We start from the raw sequence: 23,638 nt of genomic DNA, 5'->3' as shown, positions 1-23,638 counted from the left end.
GTGCTCACCCCTCGGCGATGACGACGGCGGAGGCGACCCCGGCGTCGTGGCTCAGCGACACGTGCCAGCTGCGCACCCCCAGCTCGGCGGCCCGCGCGGCGACGGTGCCGCGCACGCGCAGATGGGGCCGCCCGTTGTCGTGGACGCACACCTCGGCGTCGTGCCAGTGCAGCCCCGGCGGCGCCCCCAGCGCCTTGGCCAACGCCTCCTTGGCCGCGAACCGCACCGCCAGCGAGGCCACCCCCCGGCGCCCCCCGTCGGGCAGCACCTGCTCGGCAGGCAGGAACAACCGATCCGCCAACTCCGGCGTCCGCTCCAACGCGGCCCCGAACCGCCCCACCTCGGCGACATCGATACCGACCCCGACGATTCCACTCATGCGCGGCAGAGTAACCGGTGGGGCACCCGCCCGGCTGCCGGCCACCTACCACCGCACCCACGGAGTCCGGTATTTCCACGGCTGCTACTCGGTCGGTGACGACAGCTTGTGGGGGGTCGAGGTGTGCTTCACGCCGACCTATGCCTCGTGGGCGAAACCGATCGAGGCACACTTCGGGCCGCTGCGGCAGTTCACCATCGCCAACTCGAACTACCCCAACCACACCGTGCAGACCCGGGCCCTGCACGCCTACCTGCGGTGGCGCAACGCCGACGCCCGCCACCGCGATGTCCTGGCCGCCGAACGCCGTGAGCGCGCCCGGGTCCGCAGTGAGAGAGGCATCCGCTGGGGCGGTTGCATCCTCAAGGCCGCAGCCTGACAACACCATCCCCGAGCCAGCGCACGGCTCTCCATGAGAGGCTGGACGGCATGGGGGCGGCGTCGGACGATCAGGATTCTCGGGAGTTCCTGGCAGGAATCCGCATCGGCGACCTCTGCAGTGGGATTGTCGCAGAGGTCACACGGTCTCGGGGGGTGACAGTCACCCTGGACGGATTCCCCGCGCACCCGCTGGGGAGCATCTGGCCTTCGGACGTCTCCTGGAGAGGGAATCGGTCTGCGGCCGTGAAGGGCGGCCAGCGGATCACCGCCGAGGTGATCGCCGTTGACCTGGATGAGGGCCACGCCAGGCTGGCCATGACCGCCACTGAGAACCCGGAACTGTGGGCGTTCCTGAAATCACGTCACCGCGGCGAGATCCTTTCCGGCACGATCACGGCCATCGAACGGTTCGGCGTGTTCGTGGCGCTGGACGACGGCCCCGACCATCCGGTCTTCCCCGGCGTCGGGTTCATCACGATTCCCGAACTGTCCTGGCGGCACATCGACGCAGTTTCGGACGTCGTTCAGGTCGGGCAGCGCGTCTCGTGCGAGTTCCTCCAGTTCGACACATGGAACGGAGAGGCCAGACTTTCCCTGAGAGCGACACAGCCGGACCCCTTCCAGGCATTCGCCGACAGCATCGCGGTCGGCCAAACGCTGCAGGGACAGGTCACCAAACTGGTCTCGTTCGGCGTCTTCGTCCAGGTCGCCGACGGCATTGAGGGACTGGTCCGTCTTCAAGAGCTCACCTCGACGCCCGTGGCAACTCCACAGGACGTCGTTGAGGCCGGCGCCGAGGTGATGGTCGTCGTCACGGACGTCGACCGAGAGCGGCGCACGCTGACCCTCTCGCGACGGCAGGCGTCACCTGACTCTCGATGACACCTGGACGTCACCGTCACAAGGGTTCCCCTACACGAGTGCTCCGTGCCTTCGGGGCAGGGCCATGCCTCAACCCGGCGAACCTACGCGGTCACAGCACTAGCTTTGGACCTCTGCTTCCAATCCCAGTGCCTCCTCCACGCTCGGCAACGTGCTGAAGTAGGAGACTCCGCCCGCGGTGTGGCAGCCCTCCGCGCTGTCGCTGTGGATGCCGTACGCCGTTCGCCGGTCGTCCGACTTGCGGTACCACCCGCCTCCGCTGTCGCCGGGACAGGCGTCGAGGCCGCCGACCCGCGTCATGCCGCGGTGGCTGCTGTCGACCGCGTCCACCACTCCGCAGCGGTTTCCGGCCGTCGAGTTACGGGCCGTCAGGCACACGGTCTGGCCCGCCTGCATCGCGCTCTCGCTGTCGAGCCGTGCGTCCACCGCGAGCGGCGGCCGGCCGTCGCCGTTCGGCCGGTAGATCCAGCCGAAGCTGGCGTTCAGCCAGTACGCGTTGGTGATCCGGACCGCGAGTGCGTCGACGTCACCGGAGTTCCGGTGCCGCTCGACCTGCCCGAACTCGTGTGTGTAGTGGCCGAAGGTATCGCCGATCCCGCCGCAGTGGCCGGCGGTGACGACGTACTTGCGCGCCGGATACAGCGTGCCGCGGGCGGTGAACCCCAGCGAGCACGTCGGGTTGCCCTGCTCGCCCTTCCACTGCTCCAGCCCGCTGCGCAGCGGGCGGTCGCAGTGCGACCTGCTCGGGCAGGCGTCCGCGACGGCCTCGGCGCGGTCGTCACGCGGCCGGACCACGATGCTCTCCGGCAGCGACGCGCGGCGGGCCCGCACACCGGCCAGGTCGGCGTCGGACGGCTGCACGACGACCCTGTTCGCCCGGACGTCCACGCCCGCGTGGTCCCGGGCCGCGGAGCCGAGCACGGCGTGCGTGCCCGCCAGTGCCCGGGCCATTTCGGCGGTCAGCTCGCGCTGCGTGAACTCCACCCGGTGGACCCGGGCTTTGATGTCCTCGTCCGCCGCGCGCCTGGCGTAGCGGTCTGCCGCCTCGGCCGTGGTGGCCTGGAGGTGCTGGGTGTCGGTCGCTCCGTCGTACCAGGATCCGCCGAAGGTCGCGGCCTCGGTCGCGGCCAGTTCGCCGATCAGCGCGGACCGGGCGTCCTCCTCGCCGATCCGCTGCCAGGCATCCTCGTCGCTCACCCCGGGAAACGCCCGCTGGAACGCCCGAACCGCGTCCCTGGACTCCGCGTCCAGCCCTGACGCCGGCCCGGCCGCCCCGGACACCCGTGCGGGCGCTCCCGGGGACGCGCCCACGGGCGAGGCGGACAGCGCTCCGGCCGCGACCACCGCCGCCATGACGGCGGTCAGCGCTCGCCGCCGCCTTGGTGCTCCAGGCACTTCGCCCTCCTCCTGTCGGACGTGGTTCGACCGGATCCGCGCCGGTTCAGCGGCGGGTGAGGTCGGCGAGTTCGCCGCTGGTCATGGGCAGTTGGTTGTCCGGATGCACGGGCCGGAGCTCCCGGCCGTCCTTGAGGTACGCGCTCTGCACCGGGTTGAGCAGGGAGTGCGGTACGTCGGGATTGACGGACGTGCTGAGGAACAGCACGTGGGATGCCCCTTCGGTGAAGGGGACGGTGTCGTTTTCGACGTATTCGACGCCGTCCAGCGTGCCGCCGAGCTGCTTCACCTCGATGGTCTGTCCCGGTTCTGCGGTTCCGTTGTGGACGGAGGTCACTTCGACGTCGTAGACCGTGTAGACGTACACGGCCTCCTCGTCGGCGTCCTCCGCGCCCTGTCCCGGGTCGGTGCGCGGATCGCCGCCGCCTTCCCCGGCAGGCAGGGCGATGTCGATCTCCCGGACCGTCGAGGAGACGACGGTGCCCTCGACTATCAGGTCGGCGGCCTCGGAGAGCGATTCAACCGAGTCGTACGCGGGATATTCGGCGGCATAGGTGACCACGGACTCCTGCCGGGCGGGCGTGCTCTTTCCGCCATCCGTGCTCTTCCCGTCGTCCGAACTCGTGCAGGCGGCCAGCGAAAGCAGCAACGAAGCGGCCGCGACGGTGGTGGCGAGCTTCACGATCGAGACCTCTCAGTAAATGCGGTTCACTTCGTCGATGTCATAGTCATAGGGGTGGGTGCGCGTCAGCGGTCTGCTGTACTTCATGATCGACGAGCGCGAGGTTTCCGGGTTGTCGGCGAGCGACAGCGCGTGACCGAGTTCGTGCACGGAGGTGCCGATCGCCGCCAGCGCGAAGCCCCGCCCGCCGGGCTCGATCTCCTCCGCAAGGCGCCGGGCGTTCACGCGGATCAGGAAGGTGCGGCGCTCGCGGGTGCCCGCGTACATGTAATTGCCGGACCAGGAGTCGTCGTAGCGGCCGGCGGTGATGTCCCGCGGCACATCTTTGATGGTCCGGCGGATCGACGCGGGGGTGGGGGTGTCGTTCCAGCGGTGGCGTGCGCCGTTGAACCAGTTCGCCCAGGTGTCGTTCACGCCGTAGGTCTGGATGCTGAACACCGGCGTGCTCATGCCCCCCTCAAGGTAGTCGGCGTGCGCCGGAGTCGTCCCCAGTTCCGTTCCGAAGGGCGCGACACAACTGACCAACGTCCAGCGCAGGGTGACGCGTCGGACGGATATCCGGAGATTGCGTATCCTCGCCATGAGCCGCCTTTCGCGTACGCCTGGTCGACGCGAATCGGCCGCTCGCGTGTGAGTGACCCGCGTCATTGGCGCGACTTTAAGAAGACGTCGGCGATGTGACCACCGTGCACTGTGCGCAATCGGCGGCGCAGGGCCGTGCACGACGCGCAGTCGCCGGTAATGGCCTTCGCCTCTCCCGCACCCTCCCCCCACGCTCTTCTCGTCCGTGCAGGCTCGGATACCCGGCTGCGAGGCTTGCGGGGGCGGGGGAGGATAGGGGTATGAGGAGTGCGTACGGGGTGGAGACGGTGCGTCGTGCCGAGGCGGCGCTCATGGCCGGGTTGCCCGACGGGGTGCTCATGCAGCGGGCCGCCGCGGGGCTCGCCGCCGCCGCGGCCGGGTTGCTGGGGCGGGTGTACGGGCGGCGCGTGGTGCTGCTCGTGGGGAGCGGGGACAACGGCGGGGACGCGCTGTACGCCGGGGCGCGGCTCGCGCGGCGCGGGGCGCGGGTCACCGCCGTGCTGCTGCGGCCCGACCGTGCGCACGAGGGCGGGCTCGCCGCCCTGTGGGCCGCCGGGGGGTGGGTCGTTCCCGCGGAGGAGGGTGGCGACCTGGGTGCGCCCCTGTGCCGCGTGTTCCACCGCGTCGACCTCGTCCTCGACGGCATCGTAGGCATCGGTGGCTCCGGCGGCCTGCGGCCCCCCGCCGCCGCGCTCATGCGCCTCGTCCGCGACACCCGCGCCCCCGTGCTCGCCGTCGACCTCCCCAGCGGCGTCGAGGCCGACACCGGCGAGGTGCGGGGCGAGGCCGTGGCCGCCGACGCCACCGTGACCTTCGGTACGTACAAGCCCGGCCTGCTCGTCGACCCCGCCGCCGAGCGGGCCGGCGCGCTGCGGCTCGTCGACATCGGCCTCGGCCCGTACCTGCCGGAGGTGCCTGAGCTGGAGGCCCTCCAGCACGCCGACGTCGCGGCGCTGCTGCCGGAGCCGACCGCGGAGAGCGACAAGTACCGGCGCGGCGTCGTCGGCGTCGTCGCCGGCTCCGAGCGCTACCCCGGTGCCGCCGTGCTCGCCGTCGGCGGCGCGCTGCGCGGCGGGGCGGGCGCCGTGCGGTACGTGGGGCCCGCGGCGCGGGCGGTCATCGCGCGGTACCCGGAGACCCTCGTCCATCCCGGGCCGCCGGGGAAGGCGGGCCGCGTGCAGGCGTGGGTCGTCGGGCCGGGCCTGGGGGACGGGCCGGGTGCGGAGGAGGTGCTGGAGCAGGTGCTCGCCACCGACGTGCCGGTGCTGGTGGACGCCGACGGCCTGCGGCTGCTGGACCGGGTACGGGTGCGGCGCCGGTCCGCCCCGACGCTGCTCACCCCGCACGCCGGCGAGGCCGCGGCGCTCCTCGGCGTGGACCGCGCGGAGGTCGAGGCCCGCCGGCTCGCCTCGGTACGGTCGCTGGCGGCCGCGTACGGGGCGACGACCCTGCTCAAGGGCTCCACCACCCTCGTCGCCGCCCCCGTGGACGAGCACCCCGTACGCCTCAACCCCACCGGCACCGCCTGGCTCGCCACCGCCGGCAGCGGCGACGTCCTCTCCGGTCTCACCGGCGCCCTCCTCGCCGCCGGCCTCGCCGCCCGCGACGCCGCCTCCGTCGGCGCGTACCTCCACGGCCTCGCCGCCCGCACCCTCGCCGCCGGCGCCCCGATCACCGCCCACGAACTCCCCGACGCCCTCCCCGCCGTCTGGCGCGACGTACGCGCAGCCTGACCGGGCGGAATGCGAGACTGGCACAGATGACCGACTCCCCCCTCCGCGCCCGCGCGGAGATCGACCTCACCGCGTACGGCGCGAACATCCGCGCCCTGCGCGGCATCGCCCCGCGCGCGCAGTTCATGGCCGTCGTCAAGGCCGACGCCTACGGGCACGGCATGGTGCCCTGCGCCCGCGCCGCGCGCGCCGCGGGCGCCGAGTGGCTCGGTACCGCCACGCCGCAGGAGGCGCTCCAGCTGCGGGCCGCCGGCGACCGGGGGCGGATCCTGTGCTGGCTGTGGACGCCCGGCGGGCCGTGGCGGGATGCGGTCGAGGCGGATCTCGACATCACCGTCAGCGGCCTGTGGGCGCTGCGCGAGCTCCTGCCCGCCGCCCGCGCCGCCGGGCGCACCGCGCGCGTACAGCTCAAGGCCGACACCGGCCTCGGCCGCAACGGCTGCCTCGCCGCCGACTGGCCGGAGCTCGTCGCCGCCGCCCGCGCCGCCGAGGCCGAGGGCGTCATCGAGGTCACCGGCGTCTGGTCGCACTTCGCCTGCGCCGACGAGCCCGCCCACCCCTCCGTGCCCGGCCAGCTGGCCGCCTTCCGCGACGCCCTGGCCGTCGCCGAGCGCGCCGGACTGCGCCCCGAGGTGCGGCACATGGCGAACTCCCCGGCCACGCTCACCCTCCCCGACGCCCACTTCGACCTCGTCCGGCCCGGGATCGCGTCGTACGGGCTGTCGCCGAGCCCGGAGGTCGGCGTTCCCGCGGACTTCGGGCTGCGGCCGGTGATGGCGTTCAAGGCGGCCCTGGCGCAGGTCAAGGAGGCGCCGGCCGGCCTGGGCATCTCGTACGGGCACCACTACGTCACCCCCGGTCGGACCACCCTGGCGCTCGTGCCCGTCGGCTACGCGGACGGGGTCCCGCGGCACGCGTCCGGCACGGGGCCCGTGCTCGTCGCCGGGAAGTGGCGGACGGTCGCGGGGCGGGTCGCGATGGACCAGTTCGTCGTGGACCTCGGCGGGGACACGGCGGCGGTCGGCGACGAGGCGGTGCTGTTCGGCGCCGGGGACCACGGCGAGCCGACCGCCGAGGACTGGGCGCGGGCGGCGAGCACGATCGGGTACGAGATCGTCACGCGGATCGGACCCCGCGTTCCGCGCGTGTACGTGGGCGCGGCGGGGGATGCCATCCCCATGGACGACACGGGTGTGGACGAGGACGCGGGTACGGGCACAGGCGCCGGCACGGACACCGACCCCCACCGCCCCGGCTCCCACCATGGCTGACCCCGCCCCGGCCCCCGTCCCCGTTCCCGCCGCCGGCGGCTGGTCCCGCGCCGGGATCGCGGGCGCCGCCATCGGCGTGCTCGCCGCCGGGGCCGCCGCCGCCGTGGCGGCGGAGCGCCTCGCGATGGGCCGCGGCGTACGCCGCCGGGCCCGGCAGGCCCTCGACGCCGCCGGCCCGTACGGCACCCTCCGCGGCACCCCGGGCACGGCCGTCGCGGACGACGGCACCGAGCTGTACTACGAGGTCGAGGAGGCCGACGACTTCCCGCCGGCGGCCCCCGACGGGACCACCCCGGACCCGGCCGGCACCACCGCCCCCCGCCGCAGGCGCCGCCGCTTCGCCGGCCGCCGCGACCCCGCCCCCCTCACCGTCGTCTTCAGCCACGGCTACTGCCTCACCCAGGACTCCTGGCACTTCCAGCGCGCCGCCCTCCGCGGCCGCGTCCGCACCGTCTACTGGGACCAGCGCAGCCACGGCCGCTCCGCCCGCGGCATCTCCCAGCTCGCCGGCGACGAGCCGGTCACCATCGAGCAGCTCGGCCGCGACCTCAAGGCCGTCCTCGACGCCGCCGCCCCCGAGGGCCCGCTGCTGCTCGTCGGGCACTCGATGGGCGGCATGACGGTCATGGCCCTCGCCGACCAGTTCCCCGACCTCGTACGGGACCGGGTGGCCGGCGCCGCGTTCCTCGGCACCTCCGCGGGCGACCTCGGCCGCGTCACGTTCGGCCTGCCCGCGGCCGGCGCCTGGGCCGTACGGCACTTCGTGCCCGGCGTGCTGAGGGCCCTCGGCAGCCGCGCCGAGCTGGCCGAGCGCGGCCGGCAGGCGACGGCCGACCTCTTCGCCGGGATCATCAAGCACTACTCGTTCGGCACCGAGGGCGTCGACCCGGGCGTCGCGCGGTTCGCGGAACGGCTGCTGGAGAGCACGCCGATAGACGTGGTCGCCGAGTTCTACCCGGCGTTCGCCGTGCACGAGAAGGACGAGGCCGTGGCGCTCTTCCGGGACCTCCCCGGGCTCGTCCTCGTCGGCGACCGCGACATGGTGACGCCCCCGGCGCACAGCGAGCGGATCGCGGCGCGGCTGCCCGACGCCGCGTTCGAGGTCGTCGAGGACGCCGGGCACCTCGCCCTGCTGGAGCGCCCGGACCGGGTGAACGACGCGCTGGCCGCGCTGCTCGCCCGCGCCGGCGTGCAGATCCGCGCGGGGTCAGGGGCGGAGCCGGAAGCGGGACCGGGAAAGGGAAAGCGGCCGGGGGCGGGTCCGGGAGCACGGCCCGGGACGGGTCCCGTACGGCGCCCGCGCGGGACGTCGCGCCGGACCCTCTAACATCCAGTGCCATGAGCGCCGCCGCGACCCCCACCGCCGTCCAGTTGACCGTCGAGTCGCCCGAACAGATGCAGGAGCTGGGCCGCCGGCTCGCCGCCGTGCTGCGCGCCGGGGACCTCGTGCTGCTCACCGGGGCGCTGGGCGCGGGCAAGACGACGCTCGCGCGCGGGCTGGGGGCCGGGCTCGGGGTGCGGGGGGCGGTGACGTCGCCGACGTTCGTCATCGCGCGCGTGCACCCGTCCGTCTCGGGCGGGCCGCCGCTGGTCCACGTCGACGCCTACCGGCTGGGCGGCGGCCTGGAGGAGATGGAGGACCTGGATCTCGACGTGTCGCTGCCCGAGTCGGTCGTGGTCGTGGAGTGGGGCGAGGGCAAGGTCGAGGAGCTGGCCGAGGACAGGCTGCACGTCGTCATCGAACGCAGGACGGGCGGTGCGCCCGGGCCGGCGGCGGACGCGGACGGGGACGGGACAGACGAGGCGGACGGGGCCGACGTGCGGCGCGTCACCGTCACCGGCGTCGGCGACCGTTGGGCGCACGGCGCGCTGGCCGCGCTCGCCCGCACCTGAACAGCAGTGCTGTACGTTCCGACAAATATGCCGACGTGCTGTCGGCATATCGTTGCCCCAGGTCGGCGGGCGTGGTCCCATGGGCGTATGGCACCTGAGGAAGACGAGCAGCGCCCCGCCGTGGGAGTCGCCGAGCTGCTCGCCGCCTGCGCGGCGGCCGAGGCGGTCTCGACGCCGCCCGCGCCCGGAGCAGAGGCGGGCGAGACGGCCCCGGAGGCCCCCGCCGCACCGGAGCAGCACGCCGCGTAGGACGGCGTAGGACGAGGTCAGGCCCCGTGGCCCTCCCGCGGGATCTAGGCTGCCCGGCATGGACATCGGCATCGGACTTCCCTCCACCATCACCGGCATCCCCGGCAAGCTGATCCCCGAGTGGGCCGTCGCGGCCGAGCAGGCCGGGTTCTCGACCCTCGGCACCATCGACCGCGTCGTCTACGGCAACCTCGAAACGATCCCCACGCTCGCCGCCGCCGCGGCCGTCACCGAGCGGATCGGCCTGACGACGACCATCCTCATCGCCCCGTACCGCGGCAACGGCGCCCTGCTGGCCAAGCAGCTCGCCTCCGTCGACGTGCTCTCCGGCGGCCGGCTCACCGTCGGCGCCGCCGTCGGCGGGCGGCAGGACGACTACGAGGCGGCGGGAGTGCCGTTCACCGGGCGCGGCCGGATCTTCGACGACCAGCTCGCCGAGATGCGCGCCGTGTGGAACCAGGAAGCCCGCGGCCGCGCCCACCCCGTGGGCCCGGCGCCGGTGCAGGCCGGCGGGCCGCCGATGCTCTTCGGCGGCGACGCACCTGCGACGTACCGGCGGGTCGCGGAGTACGGCGCCGGGTGGATCCTCGGCGGCGGGCGGCCCGAGCAGCTGGCCGCGGGCGCCGAGAAGGCGAAGGCGGCGTGGCGCGAGGCGGGCCGGGAGGGCGAGCCGCGGGTGGCTGCACTCGCGTACGCGAGCCTCGGCCCGAGCGCCGAGGAGCACGCCCGCGACTACCTGCTGGACTACTACGGGTTCCTCGGCGACTTCGCCGAGAGGATCGTCGAGGGGGCGCTGACCTCGCCGAAGGCGATCGCCGCGGCGAAGGCCGCGTTCGCGGACGCGGGCTGCGGCGAGCTGGTGCTGTTCCCCTGCAACCCGGACGTGGGGCAGGTCCCGCTGCTCGCGGAGGCCGCCGGGCTGTAGGACCGCGGGACTGCCGGACCGCCGGGCCGCGGCAAGGCGCGTGGCGTGTGGCGGGAAACGTACGGGCGGAGGGCGGGGGTCCGGCAGCGGGTCCCCGCTACTTCACCACCGCGACCTCGACGCCCACCGTCGCGAAGCGCCACAGCGCCTTGCCGTCCGCCCGCGACGAGCGCACACCGCCCGTCTTCGAGTCCGGGTCCGGTTCCGGCCGCGAGCCGTCGACCGCGGCGCTGAACCCTATGACCGTGCCCTCGGACTCCGTGAAGATCACCACGTGCTCGACCGGCACCCCGTCAGAGCCGGTGATCTGCCGCGACCGCGAGGTCACGGCGTACGTGCCGACCGGCGGGTCGACGGTGCTCGGCGTCACCCTGTACGTCCGCAGCACCGAGTTGTCCTCGCCGACGAGCCACACGCGCTGCGCCTTCAGCGCGTACACCACCCGCAGGCCGGTGCCCGAGCGGGCGGGCAGTTCGAGCTTCTTCTCCTTGGCCTTGGACGGCTCGGGGCTGGCGACCCCCGGCCGGTTGCGGGCGAGGGAGTCGGGGGCGTTGGCGTTGGCCTGGTAGGCGAGGAAGGCGACCACGCCCAGGGCGGCGGCCGTCAGCCCGGCCACGAATTTCCCGCTGCCTGCCACGCGGTACGCCCCTTCCGTACGGCGGCCGTACGGCCGCTCTGCCGCGGTGTGCCCCTGGCCCGTCCCGGGCCGGCCGGCTCCGTGCCGGCCCGCCTGTCCGCCCCGCCTGCTCCGCCCGACGGTAGCACCCGCCCCCGCACTCCCTGGGGCGGCCGCAGCCGGAGTCACCGGCCCGGCGGACGCGCTCCGGGCACCCCTCCCGCGCGACTACCCTGAAGGGCGTGCTCCTCGCCATGGATACCGCCACCCCCGCCGTCACCGTCGCCCTCCACGACGGCGACCCCGCGTCGCCCGCGCTCGCCGCGTCGCACCAGGTCGACGCCCGGCGCCACGGCGAGCTGCTGCTGCCCGCCGTCGACCGCGTGCTCGCCGGGGCGGGGCGGGGGCTCGGGGAGCTGACCGGCGTCGTCGTCGGCGTGGGCCCCGGTCCGTACACCGGGCTGCGGGTGGGTCTGGTGACCGCCGAGGTCCTCGGCATGACGCTCGGCATCCCCGTGTACGGGCTCTGCACGCTCGACGGCATCGCCTACGCCACCGGCGGCGACGTCGACGGCCCGTTCGTTGTGGCCACCGACGCCCGGCGCAAGGAGGTGTACTGGGCGCGCTACGCGGACGCCCGCACCCGCCTCACCGAGCCCGCCGTCGACCGGCCCGCCGACCTCGCGGAACAGGTCGCCGGCCTGCCCGCCGCCGGGGCGGGCGCGGAGCTGTACCCCGAGGTGTTCCCCGACGCCCGCCCCCCGGCGCACCCGCCCGCCGCCGCCCTCGCCGCGCTGGCCGCCGAGCGGCTCGCGGCGGGCGCCGAACTGCTGCCGCCCCGCCCGCTGTACCTGCGCCGGCCGGACGCGCAGGTCCCGGCCGCGTACAAGGCGGTCACCCCGCGATGACCGCGCGCCAGGCCCCGTACGAGAGCGCCGGGAACCCATGACCGTCGCCCTGCGCGAGATGCGGTGGTGGGACATCGACCCCGTGCTCGCACTCGAACGGGACACCTTCCCCGAGGACGCCTGGTCCCCGGCCATGTTCTGGTCCGAGCTGGCCCACGCCCGCGGCCCCGGCGCCACCCGCGCGTACCTCGTCGCCGAGGACGAGGCCGGCCGCGTCGTCGGCTACGGGGGCCTCGCCGCGCTCGACGGCACCGGCGACATCCAGACCATCGCCGCCGCCCCCGACCACTGGGGCACCGGCCTCGGCCCGCGCCTGCTTCAGGCGCTGCTCGCCGCCGCCCGCCGCTTCGGCTGCCGCGAGGTGCTGCTGGAGGTGCGCGTCGACAACGGCCGCGCCCAGCGCCTCTACGAACGCCACGGCTTCGCCGTCATCGGCGTCAGACGCGGCTACTACCAGCCCGGAAACGTCGACGCGCTCGTCATGCGCCGTACCGAGAACGAGAAAGAGTGACGCCCCCCATGGCAGACGAACCCCTGGTGCTCGGCATCGAGACGTCCTGCGACGAGACCGGTGTCGGGATCGTCCGCGGGCACACGCTGCTCGCCGACGCCATCGCCTCCAGCGTCGACGCGCACGCCCGCTTCGGCGGCGTGGTGCCCGAGGTGGCGAGCCGGGCACACCTGGAGGCGATGGTGCCGACGATCGAGCGGGCGCTGCGCGACGCCGGGGTCGCGGCCCGCGACCTGGACGCGGTCGCGGTGACGGCGGGCCCCGGCCTCTCGGGCGCGCTGCTGGTCGGGGTGTCGGCGGCCAAGGCGTACGCGTACGCGCTGGGCAAGCCGCTCTACGGCGTCAACCACCTCGCCTCGCACATCGCCGTCGACCAGCTCGAACACGGCGCGCTGCCCGAGCCGACGATGGCCCTGCTGGTCTCCGGCGGGCACTCCTCGCTGCTGATGTCCGCCGACATCACCTCCGACGTCCGGCCGCTCGGCGCGACCATCGACGACGCGGCGGGCGAGGCGTTCGACAAGGTCGCCCGGGTCCTCGGACTCGGCTTCCCCGGCGGCCCGTTCATCGACAAGGCGGCGCGCGAGGGCGACCCGGCCGCGATCCGCTTCCCGCGCGGCCTGACGGGCCCGCGCGACCCGCTGTACGACTTCTCCTTCTCCGGCCTGAAGACCTCCGTCGCCCGCTGGGTCGAGGCCAGGCGCGCGGCCGGGGAGGACGTGCCGGTGGCGGACGTCGCGGCGTCGTTCCAGGAGTCGGTCGCGGACGTGCTGACGCGCAAGGCGGTACGGGCCTGCCGGGACAACGGCGTCGGGCACCTGATGATCGGCGGCGGCGTCGCGGCGAACTCGCGGCTGCGGGCGATGGCGGAGCGGCGCTGCGAGGACGCGGGCATCGTGCTGCGGGTGCCGCGGCCGAAGCTGTGCACGGACAACGGGGCGATGGTCGCGGCGCTGGGCGCGGAGATGGTGGCGCGGGGGCGGGCGGCGTCGGACTGGGAGCTGTCGGCGGACTCGTCGCTGCCGGTCACGGAGACGCACGTACCCGGGCACGAGCACGCACCCGGCCACGGCCACGACCACGTGCACGAGTTGGCGAAGGACAACCTGTACTCGTGACCGTCGCGCTGATGTGGGAGGCCAAGGCGGCGCCCGGGCGGGCCGGCGAACTGCTCGCCTGGGCCCGCGCGCAGCGGCTGGAGGGCGCCGGGGCCGGGGCGCCGCTGCGCCGCGAGACGTTCACGGCGCCCGGCGAGCGGGTGCTCGTCATCACGTGGTGGGACGCGCCCTACGACGCGGACCTGCCCGAGCTGCCGGCGCCCGGCGACGGCGGGCTGCTGGCGCGGCCCGCGCACCGCTGGCGGTTCACGTCGCTGGGGCCGGACGGCCCAGCAGCACCGTAGGGGCGCCGGCGACGCGGGTCAGGAAGACGGTGCAGGACACCGCGGACGGGCCGGTGAGCTTCAGCTTGCGCCGCAGCTCCTCGGGTTCGACGGCGGAGCCGCGCTTCTTGACGGTGACGCTGCCGACGCCCCGTGCGCGCAGCAGGGCGCGGAGCTTCTTGACGCTGAACGGGAGGGTGTCGGTGATCTCGTACGCGGTGGCGTACGGGCTCCGCACCCGGTCGTCGGCCGTGACGTACGCGATGGTCGGATCCAGCAGCCGGCCGCCGACCTGCGCCGCGACCTCGGCGACGAGGTGCGCGCGGACGACGGCGCCGTCCGGCTCGTACAGGTAGCGCCCCACGGGACCCGGCGGCGGGTCGGGCAGGCCGCGCCCCGCGAGGGAGACGCCGGCGGGCAGCAGGGTCGCCCGGCGGGCGCCCGGCTCGGTGCCGAACCAGAGCACGGCCTCCTTCACGTCGCCGGCGTCGGAGACCCACTCCGCCTCGGCGGCGTCCGGCACCGCCTCGTGCGGGATGCCGGGGGCGACCTTCAGCGCCGCGTGCGAGACGCGGCCGGCGACCTCGACGGCCCAGGACAGCGGCGGGGAGTACGCCTCGGGGTCGAAGACGCGCCCGCGCCCGGACCCGCCCCGGCCGCCGACCCGGCGCGCAGGATCGACGAACACCGCGTCGTATCCGGAGATGTCCACGTCGCCCACCTCCCCGCACCGCACGTCGACCAGCTCTGCGACCTCCAGCGCCGCCGCGTTGGCCCGCGCGGCGGCGGCCGCCGCCGGGTCCCGGTCGACGGCGAGCACCGCGATCCCGGCCCGCGCCAGCGCCACCGCGTCGCCGCCGATGCCGCAGCACAGGTCGGCGACCCGGTCGACGCCGAGCGCCGCGAACCGGGCGGCGCGGTGCGCCGCCACCGCCGTCCGGGTCGCCTGCTCGACGCCGTCGGGCGTGAAGTACATCCGCGCCGCGTCCGCCCCGAACTTCGCCGCCGCCCGCTGCCGCAGCCTGGCCTGGCCGAGCGCGGCGGAGACCAGCGGGGCGGGGTGGGTGCGGCGCAGCCGGGTGGCGAGGGCCAGTTCGTCGGCGGGGTCGTGGTCGCGCAGCTCGGCGAGGAGGGCCTGCCCCTCGGGGGCGAGGAGGGCGGCGAGGGGGCCGTCGGGGGTGTCGGAGCCGTGCATGCGCCCCATTGTCCGCTGTCCCCCATGCGGGCGCCCGCGCGGCGTGGCGCCGTGACACGCCGTTCCGCGCTGGCAGGATGCGGGCTCCGGCACTAATAGGACAAAAGGATAAAATGCGCCCACGTACCCGCCCCCGCACCGGCCTCCTCGCCCTGGCCGTCACCGCCGCACTCCTCGCCTCCGCCTGCTCCCGCGACACCGGCGGCCACCCCGCCGACGGGGCCGGACCCCTCACCCAGGACGCCAAGCCCGCCGTCGCCGGCGGCCCCGCCGCCGCACCCGCCCGCGCGCTCGCCCGCACCGCGCAGCACCAGCAGCACGTTCACGCGCAGCGGCTCGCCGCCGCCCGCACGTGGGGCCTGTCCGCCACCCCGCTGCTGCCGCCCGCCCCGCCGCGTACCAAACCCGCACTCACCACGGAACCCGGCTTCGAGACCGAGACCGGCGGCCCCGGCCTGCCGCCCGTCATCACCCGGGTCCCGACCGACGACCGGGTCGTCTTCCTCACCATCGACGACGGCTACCGCAAGGACCCCGAGCTGCTGCGCATGCTGCGCGAACTCGACGTGCCCGTCAGCGCCTTCCTCGCCGACGGGGTCGCGCGCGACGACTACGCCTACTTCCGCGCCCTGCGCGACCTCGGCACCACCGTCAACAACCACACCCTCCACCACCCCAACCTCCGCGAACTGCCCTACGCGGCCCAGCGCGAGGAGATCTGCGGCCAGCAGCGCGTCCTGAAGCGCGAGATGGGCACCGCGCCGCGGATCTTCCGCCCGCCGTACGGCAACTACAACGGCGACACCCTGCGCGCCGCGAAGGAGTGCGGCATCGACGTCGTACCGCTGTGGCAGCAGGAGGCGTTCCCCGGCCGCTGGACGTACTCCCGGGGGGACACCGCGTTCCACCCCGGCGATATCGTGCTCACCCACTTCGAAGGACCTTCCGAATTCGGCGGCACGATGACCGACGTGCTCCGTACGGTGCTCCGTAAGGCGAACGACGAGGGCTTCGCCGTTGCCCGCTTGGAGGACTACGTATGAGGCGCACCCGCCGCTCCGGGCGGCGGTCGTCGGCCGCCGCCGCGATAGCCGCCGCCTGCCTGCTGGCGGTCACCGCCTGCGCGGACGCGGCCCGGCCGACGCAGGAGTGGTTCCCGAAGGACGCGGGGGAGTCCGCGGCACCCGGGGACGGGCGGCCGGACGGCAAGCCGGGCGTGCGGCAGGCGGGGCGTACGCCGCGGGCGCTGCCGGGCGAGGACGGCAAGGGCGGCGAGGCGGGCGGTGCCGGCGAGGACGCCGCGCGCGGCGCCGGCCCCGACGCGTACCGGCAGTGGGGCCTGGACCGCCCCCTCGACCCGCCGCCCGCGCCCCCCGTGAGACGCCCCGTGCGGCCTGGGGAGTCCGGGCTGCCGGCCGTGACGGGCCGGGTGCCGACGCGGGACAAGGTCGTCTTCCTCACCATCGACGACGGCTGGGTGAAGGACCCCGGGCTGGTCGGGATGGCGGCGGACCTGCGGCTGCCGTTCAGCATGTTCCTCTCCGACTCCGCGGCCCGCGGGGACTACGACTACTTCGAGGAGCTGCGCCGCCTCGGCAACTCCGTGCACGGCCACACCCTCACCCACCCCGACCTCACCCTGCTCCCGTACGAGCGGCAGCGCCGCCAGATCTGCCGCCAGCAGGAGCGCGTCACCGACCGGTTCGGCGTCCGCCCGACCCTCTTCCGGCCGCCCTACGGCAAGTACGACGCGGCGACGCTGCGGGCCGCCGCCTCCTGCGGCGTCCGCGCGATGCCGCTGTGGCGGGCCGACATGAAGGCGAGCGGGCTGGAGTACCGCAGCGGCGACCGCCTGCGCCCCGGCGACATCGTGCTGATGCACTTCCGGGGGCCGGAGCAGCAGGGCGGGCGGACGATGACGGACGTCATGGCGGAGCTGCTGCGGGAGATCCAGAGCCAGGGCTTCACGGTGGCCCGGCTGGAGGACTACATGTGACGCGGCGGCGCGGGCCGTACGGTCCGGACCGTACGGCCGTGCGACGCGTGACCGGCCGAGGGGCCGACGCGGGGGTGGCAATCTGGCACTCGGCTTGACCGAGTGCTAAAAGGCGGCATAACCTCGGCTCTGGCACTCCCCCATGGAGAGTGCCAACACAGCGACGAGGCGGATCCGGCACCCGCGACGACGGATCCACCAGGGTCGCCACCCCAGACATTCAACCCCGCGAGATCTCCGAAGGGGGAGGTCGGATCGTGACGACCGCCAGCACCAAGGTTGCCATCAAGCCGCTTGAGGACCGCATCGTGGTCCAGACGCTCGACGCCGAGGAGACCACGGCCTCGGGCCTGGTCATCCCGGACACCGCCAAGGAGAAGCCCCAGGAGGGCGTCGTCCTGGCCGTCGGCCCGGGCCGCTTCGAGGACGGCAACCGGCTGCCGCTCGACGTCTCCGTCGGCGACGTCGTTCTCTACAGCAAGTACGGCGGCACCGAGGTGAAGTACAACAACGAGGACTACCTCGTCCTCTCTGCCCGCGACGTGCTCGCGATCATCGAGAAGTAACGGGGCGCTTCCCGCTTCTTCACACACCAGGCCGCGCCCCGGATCCGTTCATCGAGCAGGACATATCGAAACGGGCCGGGGCGTCGGCGCTCCCTACGCGCCCCTTGAGAGGACCCACGTTCCATGGCGAAGACTCTGAAGTTCGACGAGGACGCCCGCCGCGCTCTTGAGCGCGGCGTGGACAAGCTTGCCAACACCGTGAGGGTGACGATCGGCCCCAAGGGCCGCAACGTCGTCATCGACAAGAAGTTCGGTGCCCCGACCATCACCAACGACGGCGTGACCATCGCCCGTGAGATCGAGGTCGAGGACCCGTACGAGAACCTGGGCGCGCAGCTCGTGAAGGAGGTGGCGACCAAGACCAACGACATCGCGGGCGACGGCACCACCACCGCCACCGTGCTTGCCCAGGCGCTCGTCCGCGAGGGCCTGCGCAACGTGGCCGCCGGCGCCTCCCCCTCCGCGCTCAAGCGCGGCATCGACGCCGCCGTCGCGGCCGTCTCCGACGAGCTGCTGAAGGCCGCCAGCCCGATCGACTCCAAGTCCGACATCGCCGCGGTCGCCGCGCTGTCCGCGCAGGACGAGCAGGTGGGCCAGCTCATCGGCGAGGCCATGGACAAGGTCGGCAAGGACGGCGTCATCACCGTCGAGGAGTCCAACACCTTCGGCCTGGAGCTGGACTTCACCGAGGGCATGGCCTTCGACAAGGGCTACCTGTCGCACTACATGGTGACCGACCAGGACCGCATGGAGGCGGTGCTGGAGGACCCGTACATCCTGATCAACCAGGGCAAGATCTCCTCCATCCAGGACCTGCTGCCGCTGCTGGAGAAGGTCATGCAGGCCGGCTCCGCGAAGCCGCTGCTGATCATCGCCGAGGACGTGGACGGCGAGGCGCTGTCCACCCTCGTGGTCAACAAGATCCGCGGCACCTTCAACTCCGTCGCGGTCAAGGCCCCCGGCTTCGGTGACCGCCGCAAGGCGATGCTCGGCGACATGGCCACCCTCACGGGCGGCACCGTGATCGCCGAGGAGGTCGGCCTGAAGCTCGACCAGGTGGGCCTCGAGGTGCTGGGCACCGCCCGCCGCGTGGTCATCACCAAGGACGACACCACGATCGTCGACGGCGCCGGCAAGGCCGACGAGGTCGCCGGCCGGATCGCGCAGATCAAGGCGGAGATCGAGGGCACGGACTCCGACTGGGACCGCGAGAAGCTGCAGGAGCGGCTGGCGAAGCTGGCCGGCGGCGTGTGCGTCATCCGCGTCGGCGCGGCCACCGAGGTGGAGCTGAAGGAGAAGAAGCACCGCCTGGAGGACGCCATCTCCGCCACCCGCGCGGCGGTCGAGGAGGGCATCGTCTCCGGCGGCGGCTCGGCGCTCGTCCACGCCGCGAAGGTGCTGGAGGACGGCCTCGGCCTCACGGGCGACGAGGCCACCGGCGCGGCGGTCGTCCGCCGCGCGGCGGTCGAGCCGCTGCGGTGGATCGCGGAGAACGCGGGCCTGGAGGGGTACGTCATCACCTCCAAGGTCGCGGAGCTGTCGGCGGGCCAGGGCTTCAACGCCGCCACCGGCGAGTACGGCGACCTGGTGAAGGCCGGCGTCATCGACCCGGTGAAGGTGACCCGCTCGGCGCTGGAGAACGCGGCGTCGATCGCCTCGCTGCTGCTGACGACGGAGAGCGCGGTCGTCGAGAAGCCGGAGCCGGAGGAGGACGCGGGCCACAGCCACGGCGGCCACGGCCACGCCCACTGACCTCCGGTCGGTACCACGGGCAACACACCGCAGGGCCTCGCCTCCGCAAGGGGGCGAGGCCCTGCGGCGTGCGTCCCGCCCGGCTTGGAGCCGGGGCGGGTTCGGGTGGTACGGGGCCGGCGGGCCCCTACTGAGGCCCGTACTTGCGGCCCGCCCCCGTCGACACCCGCCCCAGCACTCCCCGCGGTACCAGCTTCGCCGCGCCCATCAGCGCCTTGTACCGCGGGTCCGGGATCGACACCGTACGGCCCCGCTGGAGGTCCCGCAGTCCCTCCGCCACCACCTTGTCCGCGTCCAGCCACATCCACCCCGGGATGTTGTCCGTCCCCATCCCCGCCCGCTCGTGGAACTCCGTCCTGACGAACCCCGGGCACAGCACCATCAGCCGCACCCCGCTGCCCGCCATGTCCTTCGCCACGCCCTGCGTGAACTGCACGACCCACGCCTTGCTCGCCCCGTACGTCCCCCGCGGCACGAACGCCGCCACCGACGCGACGTTGACCACCGCACCCCGCGACCGCTCCCGCATCGCCCCCGCCGCCGCCGTCGTCAGCCGCAGCACCGCCTCGCAGTGCACCTTCAGCATCGTCAGCTCGTCGGCCAGCGTCACCTGGAGGAAGCGCCCCTTCAGCCCGAACCCCGCGTTGTTGACCAGCAGGTCCACCGGCCGCCCCGCGTCGCCGAGGCGCTTCTCCACCGCCGTGATGCCTTCCTCCGCCGCCAGGTCCGCCGGCAGCACCGACGCCTCGACGCCGTGCCGCTCGTGCAGCTCCGCGGCCTGCTCGTGCAGCCGCTCCGCCGTTCTGGCGACGAGCACCAGGTCGTATCCCGAGGCGGCCAGGCGGCGGGCGAAGGCGGCGCCGAGGCCGGCCGTCGATCCCGTAATCAGCGCAGTCGTCATGTCCGCACGCTAGCGGGCGCCGCAGGCGCGGGTCAGTGCCCGGCGTGTCCGCCGTCCACGCCCGGGGGCCGGCCGGCCTTCTCGCCGGGGTTCACGACGGCGAACTGCCCCATCATCCCGCCGTCCTCGTGCGCCAGCAGATGGCAGTGGTACATGTACGGCACGTCGGGGTCGGGCGGGCCGTCGAAGCGCAGGACGAGCTTCACCTCCCGCCCGTTCGGCACGTACACGGTGTCCTTCCGCCCGCGCAGCTCCGGCGGCGGCGGTTCGCCGTCCACCTCCAGAACGCGGAACTGCACGTCGTGGACGTGGAAGTTGTGCGTGACGCCGTCGCGGTTGCGCACCGTCCAGATCTCCGTCGCGCCGCGCTCGACGGTGGCGTCGATGCGGTCCATGGCCATCGGCGAGCCGTTGATGCCGCTCGTGCGCAGGTCGAAGTGGCGTTCGCGGGAGGCGTCGGCCGGGTCGGGGAGTTCGACGTCGGCCAGCCGCGCCGGCACCGTGGGCGCCGGGCGCAGGGTGCCGGCGGCGCGCAGCTCCAGCACGTCGAAGGAGTCGTCGCCGCCGGCGAAGCGGGACTGCCAGAAGTCGCCGCCGCCCGGCGGGTTGCTGCGCAGCACGGTCCGCTCGCCGGGCCGCATCCGGACCAGGATCTCGGCGCGTTCGCCGGGGGAGAGCAGGATGCGGTCGGTGCGGTACGGGGCGCCGAGCAGGCCGCCGTCGGTGCCGACGAGGTCGAAGTCGCGGTCGTCGTCGAAGCCGAAGTCGTAGACGCGCGCGGTGGAGGCGTTGAGGAGCCGCAGCCGGACGACCTCGTCGCGTACCTGCTGGTACGGGGCGAGGGTGCCGTTCACCATCGTCTCGTCGCCCAGGAAGCCGGTGTTCCGCATCATCCGGTGGCCGTGGTCGAGGCGGTCGCCGTCGAAGCGCACGTCCTGGACGACGACGGGCACGTCGTTCACGCCGTACTCGTCGGGGAGGCCCATCTCGTCCGCCTTCGCGTCGTCCACGAGGAACATCCCGGCGAGCCCGCGCTGCACGTGCCGCTCGGTCCTGCCGTGCGGGTGCGGGTGGTACCAGAGGGTGGCCGCGGGCTGGTCGACGGTCCAGTGGGGCCGCCACTTCCCGCCGGCCTCGACCATCTGGTGCGGGCCGCCGTCCATGGCGGCGGGCAGGTGCATGCCGTGCCAGTGGACGGTGGACGCCTCGTCGAGCCCGTTGTCGACCTCGACGCGGACCTTCTCGCCGCGCTCGGCGCGCAGCGTCGGCCCGAGGTACGTGCCGGGCCACTGCGCGTCGGCGGCCGTCCGCGGGCTGGTGAACCCCCACGTCGGCGTGGTCCGGCCGGGCTCGAACTCCGTCTCGCCCGCCCGCATCCCGAGCCGGAAGACGCGCGTGCCGTCCGCCGCCACCTCGCCCTCGTCGACCGGCGGTATCCGCAGCTCGTTGGTGAACTCGACCTTGCCGACCGTGGAGACGTCCGCCGTGGCGTAGAACCACGCTCCGGCGCCGACGACCGCGCCCACCACCGTGACCGCCACCGCGGTCAGCGCGAGGAGAACCCGCTTGAGCCGCCGTCTCCGTCCACTCGTTTTCTTCATGTGTCAGAGTTTTCTGACACATGACTCCTGCGGGTATCGGGAATCGCACGGGTACGCCCCGGAGGCGACCCTGAGGCCGCTCTCGGGGTCGGCCCGGAGGGCCGACGGGGTCAGGACGCGCGGGCCGCCGCCTTGCGGGCCTTCTCCAGGGACTCCGGATGCAGCGCGTCCGCGGCGGCCAGGAGCCGGGGCAGCAGCTCGCGCTCCAGGGTGTTCGCGCGGAACCAGAAGGCGGCCGTCACCTCGTGGTCCGGGCGGTGCTCGACGCGGATCCCGTCCCCGGCCCGGATCTCGCCCGGCTCGATCACCCGCAGGTACGCGCCGGGCCGGGCCGCCTGCGTGAAGCGCTTGACCCAGCCCCGCTCGCCGAGCCAGCCGGCGAACGTGCGGCAGGGTATGCGCGAGCTGGTGACCTCCAGCAGCAGGTCGGGGCCGATCCGCCAGCGCTCGCCGATGCGCGCGCCGCAGACGTCGACGCCGGAGGTGGTCAGGTTCTCGCCGAAGACGCCGTTCGGCAGCTCGCGGCCCAGCTCGGCGCCCCAGACGTCGAGGTCTTCGCGCGCGAACGCGTACACCGCCTGGTACGTGCCGCCGTGGTGGCGCAGGTCGCCTATGACGTCGCCGGCGAGAGCGCTGCCGCCGGTGCCCTTGGGGCCGGGCTCCTCGACGTGCACAGGGCCTTCGGCCGGGCGCTTGTCGATGCCGGTGACGAAGCCGGGGGCGTCGGTGATGTCGGGGGCGGTCTGCGGCCGGGCGAGGTTCACGGAGAGCACCTGCATCCCCCGAAGGTAACCGCCGCCTGTGACAACGCTCAAAGGACTTTCGGATCTTCGCGGATGGGGCCCGCGACTCGCCTAGGGTGGAATCATGTTCGACGCCCGTCACCTGCGTGTTCTCCGGGCCGTCGCCGGAACCGGCTCGTTCTCCGCCGCCGCCCGCGAACTCGGCCTGACCCAGCCCGCCGTCAGCCAGCAGATGAAGGCGCTGGAGCAGGCGGCGGCCACGCCCCTGCTCGTCCGCGCCGGCCGGGAGCTGCGGCTGACGGAGGCGGGGGAGGCACTCGTCCGGCATGCGGGGAGCATCCTCGCCGGGCTGGCCGCGGCGGAGGAGGAGGTCGCGGCGCTCGCGGGGCTGCGGGCGGGCCGGGTGCGGCTGGTGTCGTTCCCGAGCGGCAGCTCCACGATCGTGCCGGGCGCGCTGGCGGCGATGCGGGCGGCGCACCCGGGGACGCGGATCTCGCTGGTGGACGCCGAGCCGCCGCGGTCCGTGGAGATGCTGCGGGAGGGCGAGTGCGAGATCGCGCTGGCGTTCCACTATCCGCTGCCGGGCACGGCCGGGAGGGAGCCGGAAGAGCCGGAAGCCGCGGGCGCCGGAGCCGACGGGGATCCCGTCGACGGCTGGGACGGCCTCGTCCTCCGTCCGCTCCTCACCGACCGGCTGCTGTGCCTGGTGCCGGAGGACCACCCCGCCGCCGGGGCGGGCCGGGTCGAGCTGGCGGAGCTGGCCGGGGAGCCGGTGATCGCGGGCTGCCCGCGGTGCCGCACGCATCTGGTGGAGCTGTGCCGGCGGGCCGGCTTCGCGCCCCGTATCGACTTCGCGACGGACGACTACCCCGCCGTCGTGGGCCTCGTGCGCGCCGGGCTGGGGGTCGCGGTGCTGCCGGGGCTCGCGGTGCGCGCGGTGCCGCCGCGGGGGGTGGTCACGGTGCCGCTGCTGCCGGAGGCGCGGCGGGAGGTCGTGGCGCTCACGCTGCCGGACCTGGCCCGGGTGCCGGCGGTGGCGGCGATGCTCGACCGGCTGGCGGCCGCCGCCCGGGACACGCAGGACACGTAGGACACG

Annotated in this window: 25 protein-coding genes and 1 pseudogene; 17 read left to right on the top strand and 9 right to left on the bottom strand. The window is 74.3% G+C overall.

What is annotated here, in order from left to right; all coding sequences use genetic code 11:
* Positions 1 to 4: 4 nt before the first annotated feature.
* Complete coding sequence (locus LG396_RS30355; protein ID WP_018834809.1) at positions 5 to 379, bottom strand: holo-ACP synthase; 375 nt, start codon at positions 377 to 379, stop codon at positions 5 to 7.
* Positions 380 to 398: 19 nt separating this feature from the next.
* On the opposite strand from LG396_RS30355, the pseudogene LG396_RS30350 reads away from it, so the two are divergent.
* Together LG396_RS30350 and LG396_RS30345 are read left to right on the top strand one after the other, a co-directional pair.
* Positions 399 to 758 (top strand): annotated as a pseudogene (locus tag LG396_RS30350) (IS630 family transposase); the annotation flags it as partial.
* A 50-nt stretch (positions 759 to 808) separates the two neighbouring features.
* A complete protein-coding gene (locus LG396_RS30345) occupies positions 809 to 1,642 on the top strand; it encodes a S1 RNA-binding domain-containing protein (protein WP_225797220.1) in 834 nt (277 codons plus the stop codon).
* A 99-nt stretch (positions 1,643 to 1,741) separates the two neighbouring features.
* On the opposite strand, the gene LG396_RS30340 is transcribed toward LG396_RS30345, so the two are convergent.
* The 3 genes from LG396_RS30340 to LG396_RS30330 are packed head-to-tail and all read right to left on the bottom strand — an operon-like array spanning position 1,742 to position 4,169.
* Positions 1,742 to 3,037: a S1 family peptidase gene (locus tag LG396_RS30340; RefSeq protein WP_225797219.1), complete on the bottom strand. Its 1,296-nt coding sequence runs from the start codon at positions 3,035 to 3,037 to the stop codon at positions 1,742 to 1,744.
* 46 nt (positions 3,038 to 3,083) lie between these two features.
* Positions 3,084 to 3,719, bottom strand: coding sequence for a hypothetical protein (locus tag LG396_RS30335; protein ID WP_225797218.1), 636 nt, complete (start codon positions 3,717 to 3,719; stop codon positions 3,084 to 3,086).
* A 12-nt stretch (positions 3,720 to 3,731) separates the two neighbouring features.
* The gene (locus LG396_RS30330) at positions 3,732 to 4,169 is read right to left on the bottom strand and encodes a zinc metalloprotease (protein ID WP_225797217.1); all 438 of its coding nucleotides are present in this window, start codon (positions 4,167 to 4,169) and stop codon (positions 3,732 to 3,734) included.
* 392 nt (positions 4,170 to 4,561) lie between these two features.
* Here LG396_RS30330 and LG396_RS30325 point away from each other — a divergent pair, with 392 nt between their 5' ends.
* The 6 genes from LG396_RS30325 (at position 4,562) to LG396_RS30300 (ending at position 10,372) form a co-directional block, all read left to right on the top strand.
* The gene (locus tag LG396_RS30325; RefSeq protein ID WP_225797216.1) at positions 4,562 to 6,034 is read left to right on the top strand and encodes an NAD(P)H-hydrate dehydratase; all 1,473 of its coding nucleotides are present in this window, start codon (positions 4,562 to 4,564) and stop codon (positions 6,032 to 6,034) included.
* Positions 6,035 to 6,060: 26 nt separating this feature from the next.
* Positions 6,061 to 7,305 (top strand): alanine racemase, encoded by a 1,245-nt coding sequence (alr, locus tag LG396_RS30320; RefSeq protein WP_225797215.1) that lies wholly within the window; start codon positions 6,061 to 6,063, stop codon positions 7,303 to 7,305.
* Positions 7,298 to 8,632 (top strand): alpha/beta fold hydrolase, encoded by a 1,335-nt coding sequence (locus LG396_RS30315; protein WP_225797214.1) that lies wholly within the window; start codon positions 7,298 to 7,300, stop codon positions 8,630 to 8,632. The genes alr and LG396_RS30315 overlap by 8 nt, the downstream gene beginning before the upstream one ends.
* An 11-nt stretch (positions 8,633 to 8,643) precedes the next feature.
* Positions 8,644 to 9,198 carry a tRNA (adenosine(37)-N6)-threonylcarbamoyltransferase complex ATPase subunit type 1 TsaE gene (tsaE, locus tag LG396_RS30310; RefSeq protein ID WP_225797213.1) on the top strand — a complete coding sequence of 185 codons (555 nt, stop codon included), beginning with the start codon at positions 8,644 to 8,646 and terminating at the stop codon, positions 9,196 to 9,198.
* An 87-nt stretch (positions 9,199 to 9,285) separates the two neighbouring features.
* Entirely contained in the window at positions 9,286 to 9,447 is a 162-nt protein-coding gene (locus LG396_RS30305; RefSeq protein ID WP_158693828.1) for a hypothetical protein, read from the top strand.
* A gap of 58 nt (positions 9,448 to 9,505) precedes the next feature.
* Positions 9,506 to 10,372, top strand: a complete 867-nt coding sequence (locus LG396_RS30300; protein WP_037740114.1) for an LLM class flavin-dependent oxidoreductase — start codon at positions 9,506 to 9,508, stop codon at positions 10,370 to 10,372.
* 97 nt (positions 10,373 to 10,469) lie between these two features.
* Here LG396_RS30300 and LG396_RS30295 read toward each other — a convergent pair whose 3' ends face one another.
* Positions 10,470 to 10,988, bottom strand: a complete 519-nt coding sequence (locus LG396_RS30295; protein ID WP_037740116.1) for a L,D-transpeptidase — start codon at positions 10,986 to 10,988, stop codon at positions 10,470 to 10,472.
* Positions 10,989 to 11,242: 254 nt separating this feature from the next.
* On the opposite strand from LG396_RS30295, the gene tsaB reads away from it, so the two are divergent.
* Genes tsaB through LG396_RS30275 form a run of 4 tightly spaced genes read left to right on the top strand, consistent with a single transcriptional unit; the run spans position 11,243 to position 13,809 of the window.
* The gene (gene tsaB, locus LG396_RS30290; RefSeq protein WP_037741015.1) at positions 11,243 to 11,896 is read left to right on the top strand and encodes a tRNA (adenosine(37)-N6)-threonylcarbamoyltransferase complex dimerization subunit type 1 TsaB; all 654 of its coding nucleotides are present in this window, start codon (positions 11,243 to 11,245) and stop codon (positions 11,894 to 11,896) included.
* 37 nt (positions 11,897 to 11,933) lie between these two features.
* The gene (gene rimI / locus LG396_RS30285) at positions 11,934 to 12,407 is read left to right on the top strand and encodes a ribosomal protein S18-alanine N-acetyltransferase (RefSeq protein WP_027742484.1); all 474 of its coding nucleotides are present in this window, start codon (positions 11,934 to 11,936) and stop codon (positions 12,405 to 12,407) included.
* 8 nt (positions 12,408 to 12,415) lie between these two features.
* A complete protein-coding gene (gene tsaD, locus LG396_RS30280; protein ID WP_026276082.1) occupies positions 12,416 to 13,525 on the top strand; it encodes a tRNA (adenosine(37)-N6)-threonylcarbamoyltransferase complex transferase subunit TsaD in 1,110 nt (369 codons plus the stop codon).
* Positions 13,522 to 13,809 (top strand): hypothetical protein, encoded by a 288-nt coding sequence (locus LG396_RS30275; RefSeq protein WP_018834793.1) that lies wholly within the window; start codon positions 13,522 to 13,524, stop codon positions 13,807 to 13,809. The genes tsaD and LG396_RS30275 overlap by 4 nt, the downstream gene beginning before the upstream one ends.
* On the opposite strand, the gene LG396_RS30270 is transcribed toward LG396_RS30275, so the two are convergent.
* A complete protein-coding gene (locus tag LG396_RS30270) occupies positions 13,772 to 14,983 on the bottom strand; it encodes a class I SAM-dependent methyltransferase (protein WP_225797212.1) in 1,212 nt (403 codons plus the stop codon). The genes LG396_RS30275 and LG396_RS30270 overlap by 38 nt on opposite strands.
* A 113-nt stretch (positions 14,984 to 15,096) precedes the next feature.
* Here LG396_RS30270 and LG396_RS30265 point away from each other — a divergent pair, with 113 nt between their 5' ends.
* From LG396_RS30265 to groL, 4 genes are all read left to right on the top strand, one after another.
* Complete coding sequence (locus tag LG396_RS30265) at positions 15,097 to 16,026, top strand: polysaccharide deacetylase family protein (RefSeq protein WP_225797211.1); 930 nt, start codon at positions 15,097 to 15,099, stop codon at positions 16,024 to 16,026.
* On the top strand, positions 16,023 to 16,979 hold the full coding sequence (locus tag LG396_RS30260; protein WP_225797210.1) for a polysaccharide deacetylase family protein: 957 nt from the start codon (positions 16,023 to 16,025) through the stop codon (positions 16,977 to 16,979). The genes LG396_RS30265 and LG396_RS30260 overlap by 4 nt, the downstream gene beginning before the upstream one ends.
* A 257-nt stretch (positions 16,980 to 17,236) precedes the next feature.
* A complete protein-coding gene (gene groES / locus LG396_RS30255; RefSeq protein ID WP_018834789.1) occupies positions 17,237 to 17,545 on the top strand; it encodes a co-chaperone GroES in 309 nt (102 codons plus the stop codon).
* A gap of 123 nt (positions 17,546 to 17,668) precedes the next feature.
* Positions 17,669 to 19,297 (top strand): chaperonin GroEL, encoded by a 1,629-nt coding sequence (groL, locus tag LG396_RS30250; RefSeq protein WP_225797209.1) that lies wholly within the window; start codon positions 17,669 to 17,671, stop codon positions 19,295 to 19,297.
* Between the two features lie 127 nt (positions 19,298 to 19,424).
* Here groL and LG396_RS30245 read toward each other — a convergent pair whose 3' ends face one another.
* The 3 genes from LG396_RS30245 to LG396_RS30235 form a co-directional block, all read right to left on the bottom strand.
* Complete coding sequence (locus tag LG396_RS30245; protein WP_037740127.1) at positions 19,425 to 20,198, bottom strand: SDR family NAD(P)-dependent oxidoreductase; 774 nt, start codon at positions 20,196 to 20,198, stop codon at positions 19,425 to 19,427.
* 32 nt (positions 20,199 to 20,230) lie between these two features.
* The gene (locus tag LG396_RS30240; RefSeq protein ID WP_225797208.1) at positions 20,231 to 21,799 is read right to left on the bottom strand and encodes a multicopper oxidase family protein; all 1,569 of its coding nucleotides are present in this window, start codon (positions 21,797 to 21,799) and stop codon (positions 20,231 to 20,233) included.
* 110 nt (positions 21,800 to 21,909) lie between these two features.
* Positions 21,910 to 22,578 (bottom strand): MOSC domain-containing protein, encoded by a 669-nt coding sequence (locus LG396_RS30235; RefSeq protein ID WP_018834785.1) that lies wholly within the window; start codon positions 22,576 to 22,578, stop codon positions 21,910 to 21,912.
* An 88-nt stretch (positions 22,579 to 22,666) separates the two neighbouring features.
* On the opposite strand from LG396_RS30235, the gene LG396_RS30230 reads away from it, so the two are divergent.
* Positions 22,667 to 23,632, top strand: a complete 966-nt coding sequence (locus tag LG396_RS30230; RefSeq protein ID WP_225797207.1) for a LysR family transcriptional regulator — start codon at positions 22,667 to 22,669, stop codon at positions 23,630 to 23,632.
* Positions 23,633 to 23,638 lie beyond the last annotated feature (6 nt).

This window comes from Streptomyces aculeolatus (assembly GCF_020400605.1).
Lineage (GTDB): Bacteria > Actinomycetota > Actinomycetes > Streptomycetales > Streptomycetaceae > Streptomyces > Streptomyces aculeolatus.
The sequence above is the reverse complement of the archived record's forward strand: the minus strand, read 5'-3'. Positions and strand labels throughout refer to the sequence as shown.

What these genes read in the sequence shown, in the direction of transcription:
- LG396_RS30260 (WP_225797210.1), top strand. Translation starts at nt 16,023, where the DNA reads ATGAGGCGCACCCGCCGCTCCGGGCGGCGGTCGTCGGCCGCCGCCGCG.
- LG396_RS30240 (WP_225797208.1), bottom strand. Translation starts at nt 21,799, where the DNA reads ATGAAGAAAACGAGTGGACGGAGACGGCGGCTCAAGCGGGTTCTCCTC.
- tsaD (WP_026276082.1), top strand. Translation starts at nt 12,416, where the DNA reads ATGGCAGACGAACCCCTGGTGCTCGGCATCGAGACGTCCTGCGACGAG.
- rimI (WP_027742484.1), top strand. Translation starts at nt 11,934, where the DNA reads ATGACCGTCGCCCTGCGCGAGATGCGGTGGTGGGACATCGACCCCGTG.
- LG396_RS30270 (WP_225797212.1), bottom strand. Translation starts at nt 14,983, where the DNA reads ATGCACGGCTCCGACACCCCCGACGGCCCCCTCGCCGCCCTCCTCGCC.
- groL (WP_225797209.1), top strand. Translation starts at nt 17,669, where the DNA reads ATGGCGAAGACTCTGAAGTTCGACGAGGACGCCCGCCGCGCTCTTGAG.
- tsaB (WP_037741015.1), top strand. Translation starts at nt 11,243, where the DNA reads ATGGATACCGCCACCCCCGCCGTCACCGTCGCCCTCCACGACGGCGAC.
- LG396_RS30315 (WP_225797214.1), top strand. Translation starts at nt 7,298, where the DNA reads ATGGCTGACCCCGCCCCGGCCCCCGTCCCCGTTCCCGCCGCCGGCGGC.
- LG396_RS30345 (WP_225797220.1), top strand. Translation starts at nt 809, where the DNA reads ATGGGGGCGGCGTCGGACGATCAGGATTCTCGGGAGTTCCTGGCAGGA.
- alr (WP_225797215.1), top strand. Translation starts at nt 6,061, where the DNA reads ATGACCGACTCCCCCCTCCGCGCCCGCGCGGAGATCGACCTCACCGCG.
- tsaE (WP_225797213.1), top strand. Translation starts at nt 8,644, where the DNA reads ATGAGCGCCGCCGCGACCCCCACCGCCGTCCAGTTGACCGTCGAGTCG.
- LG396_RS30265 (WP_225797211.1), top strand. Translation starts at nt 15,097, where the DNA reads ATGCGCCCACGTACCCGCCCCCGCACCGGCCTCCTCGCCCTGGCCGTC.
- LG396_RS30230 (WP_225797207.1), top strand. Translation starts at nt 22,667, where the DNA reads ATGTTCGACGCCCGTCACCTGCGTGTTCTCCGGGCCGTCGCCGGAACC.
- LG396_RS30325 (WP_225797216.1), top strand. Translation starts at nt 4,562, where the DNA reads ATGAGGAGTGCGTACGGGGTGGAGACGGTGCGTCGTGCCGAGGCGGCG.
- LG396_RS30300 (WP_037740114.1), top strand. Translation starts at nt 9,506, where the DNA reads ATGGACATCGGCATCGGACTTCCCTCCACCATCACCGGCATCCCCGGC.
- LG396_RS30305 (WP_158693828.1), top strand. Translation starts at nt 9,286, where the DNA reads ATGGCACCTGAGGAAGACGAGCAGCGCCCCGCCGTGGGAGTCGCCGAG.
- LG396_RS30245 (WP_037740127.1), bottom strand. Translation starts at nt 20,198, where the DNA reads ATGACGACTGCGCTGATTACGGGATCGACGGCCGGCCTCGGCGCCGCC.
- LG396_RS30355 (WP_018834809.1), bottom strand. Translation starts at nt 379, where the DNA reads ATGAGTGGAATCGTCGGGGTCGGTATCGATGTCGCCGAGGTGGGGCGG.
- LG396_RS30235 (WP_018834785.1), bottom strand. Translation starts at nt 22,578, where the DNA reads ATGCAGGTGCTCTCCGTGAACCTCGCCCGGCCGCAGACCGCCCCCGAC.
- LG396_RS30330 (WP_225797217.1), bottom strand. Translation starts at nt 4,169, where the DNA reads ATGAGCACGCCGGTGTTCAGCATCCAGACCTACGGCGTGAACGACACC.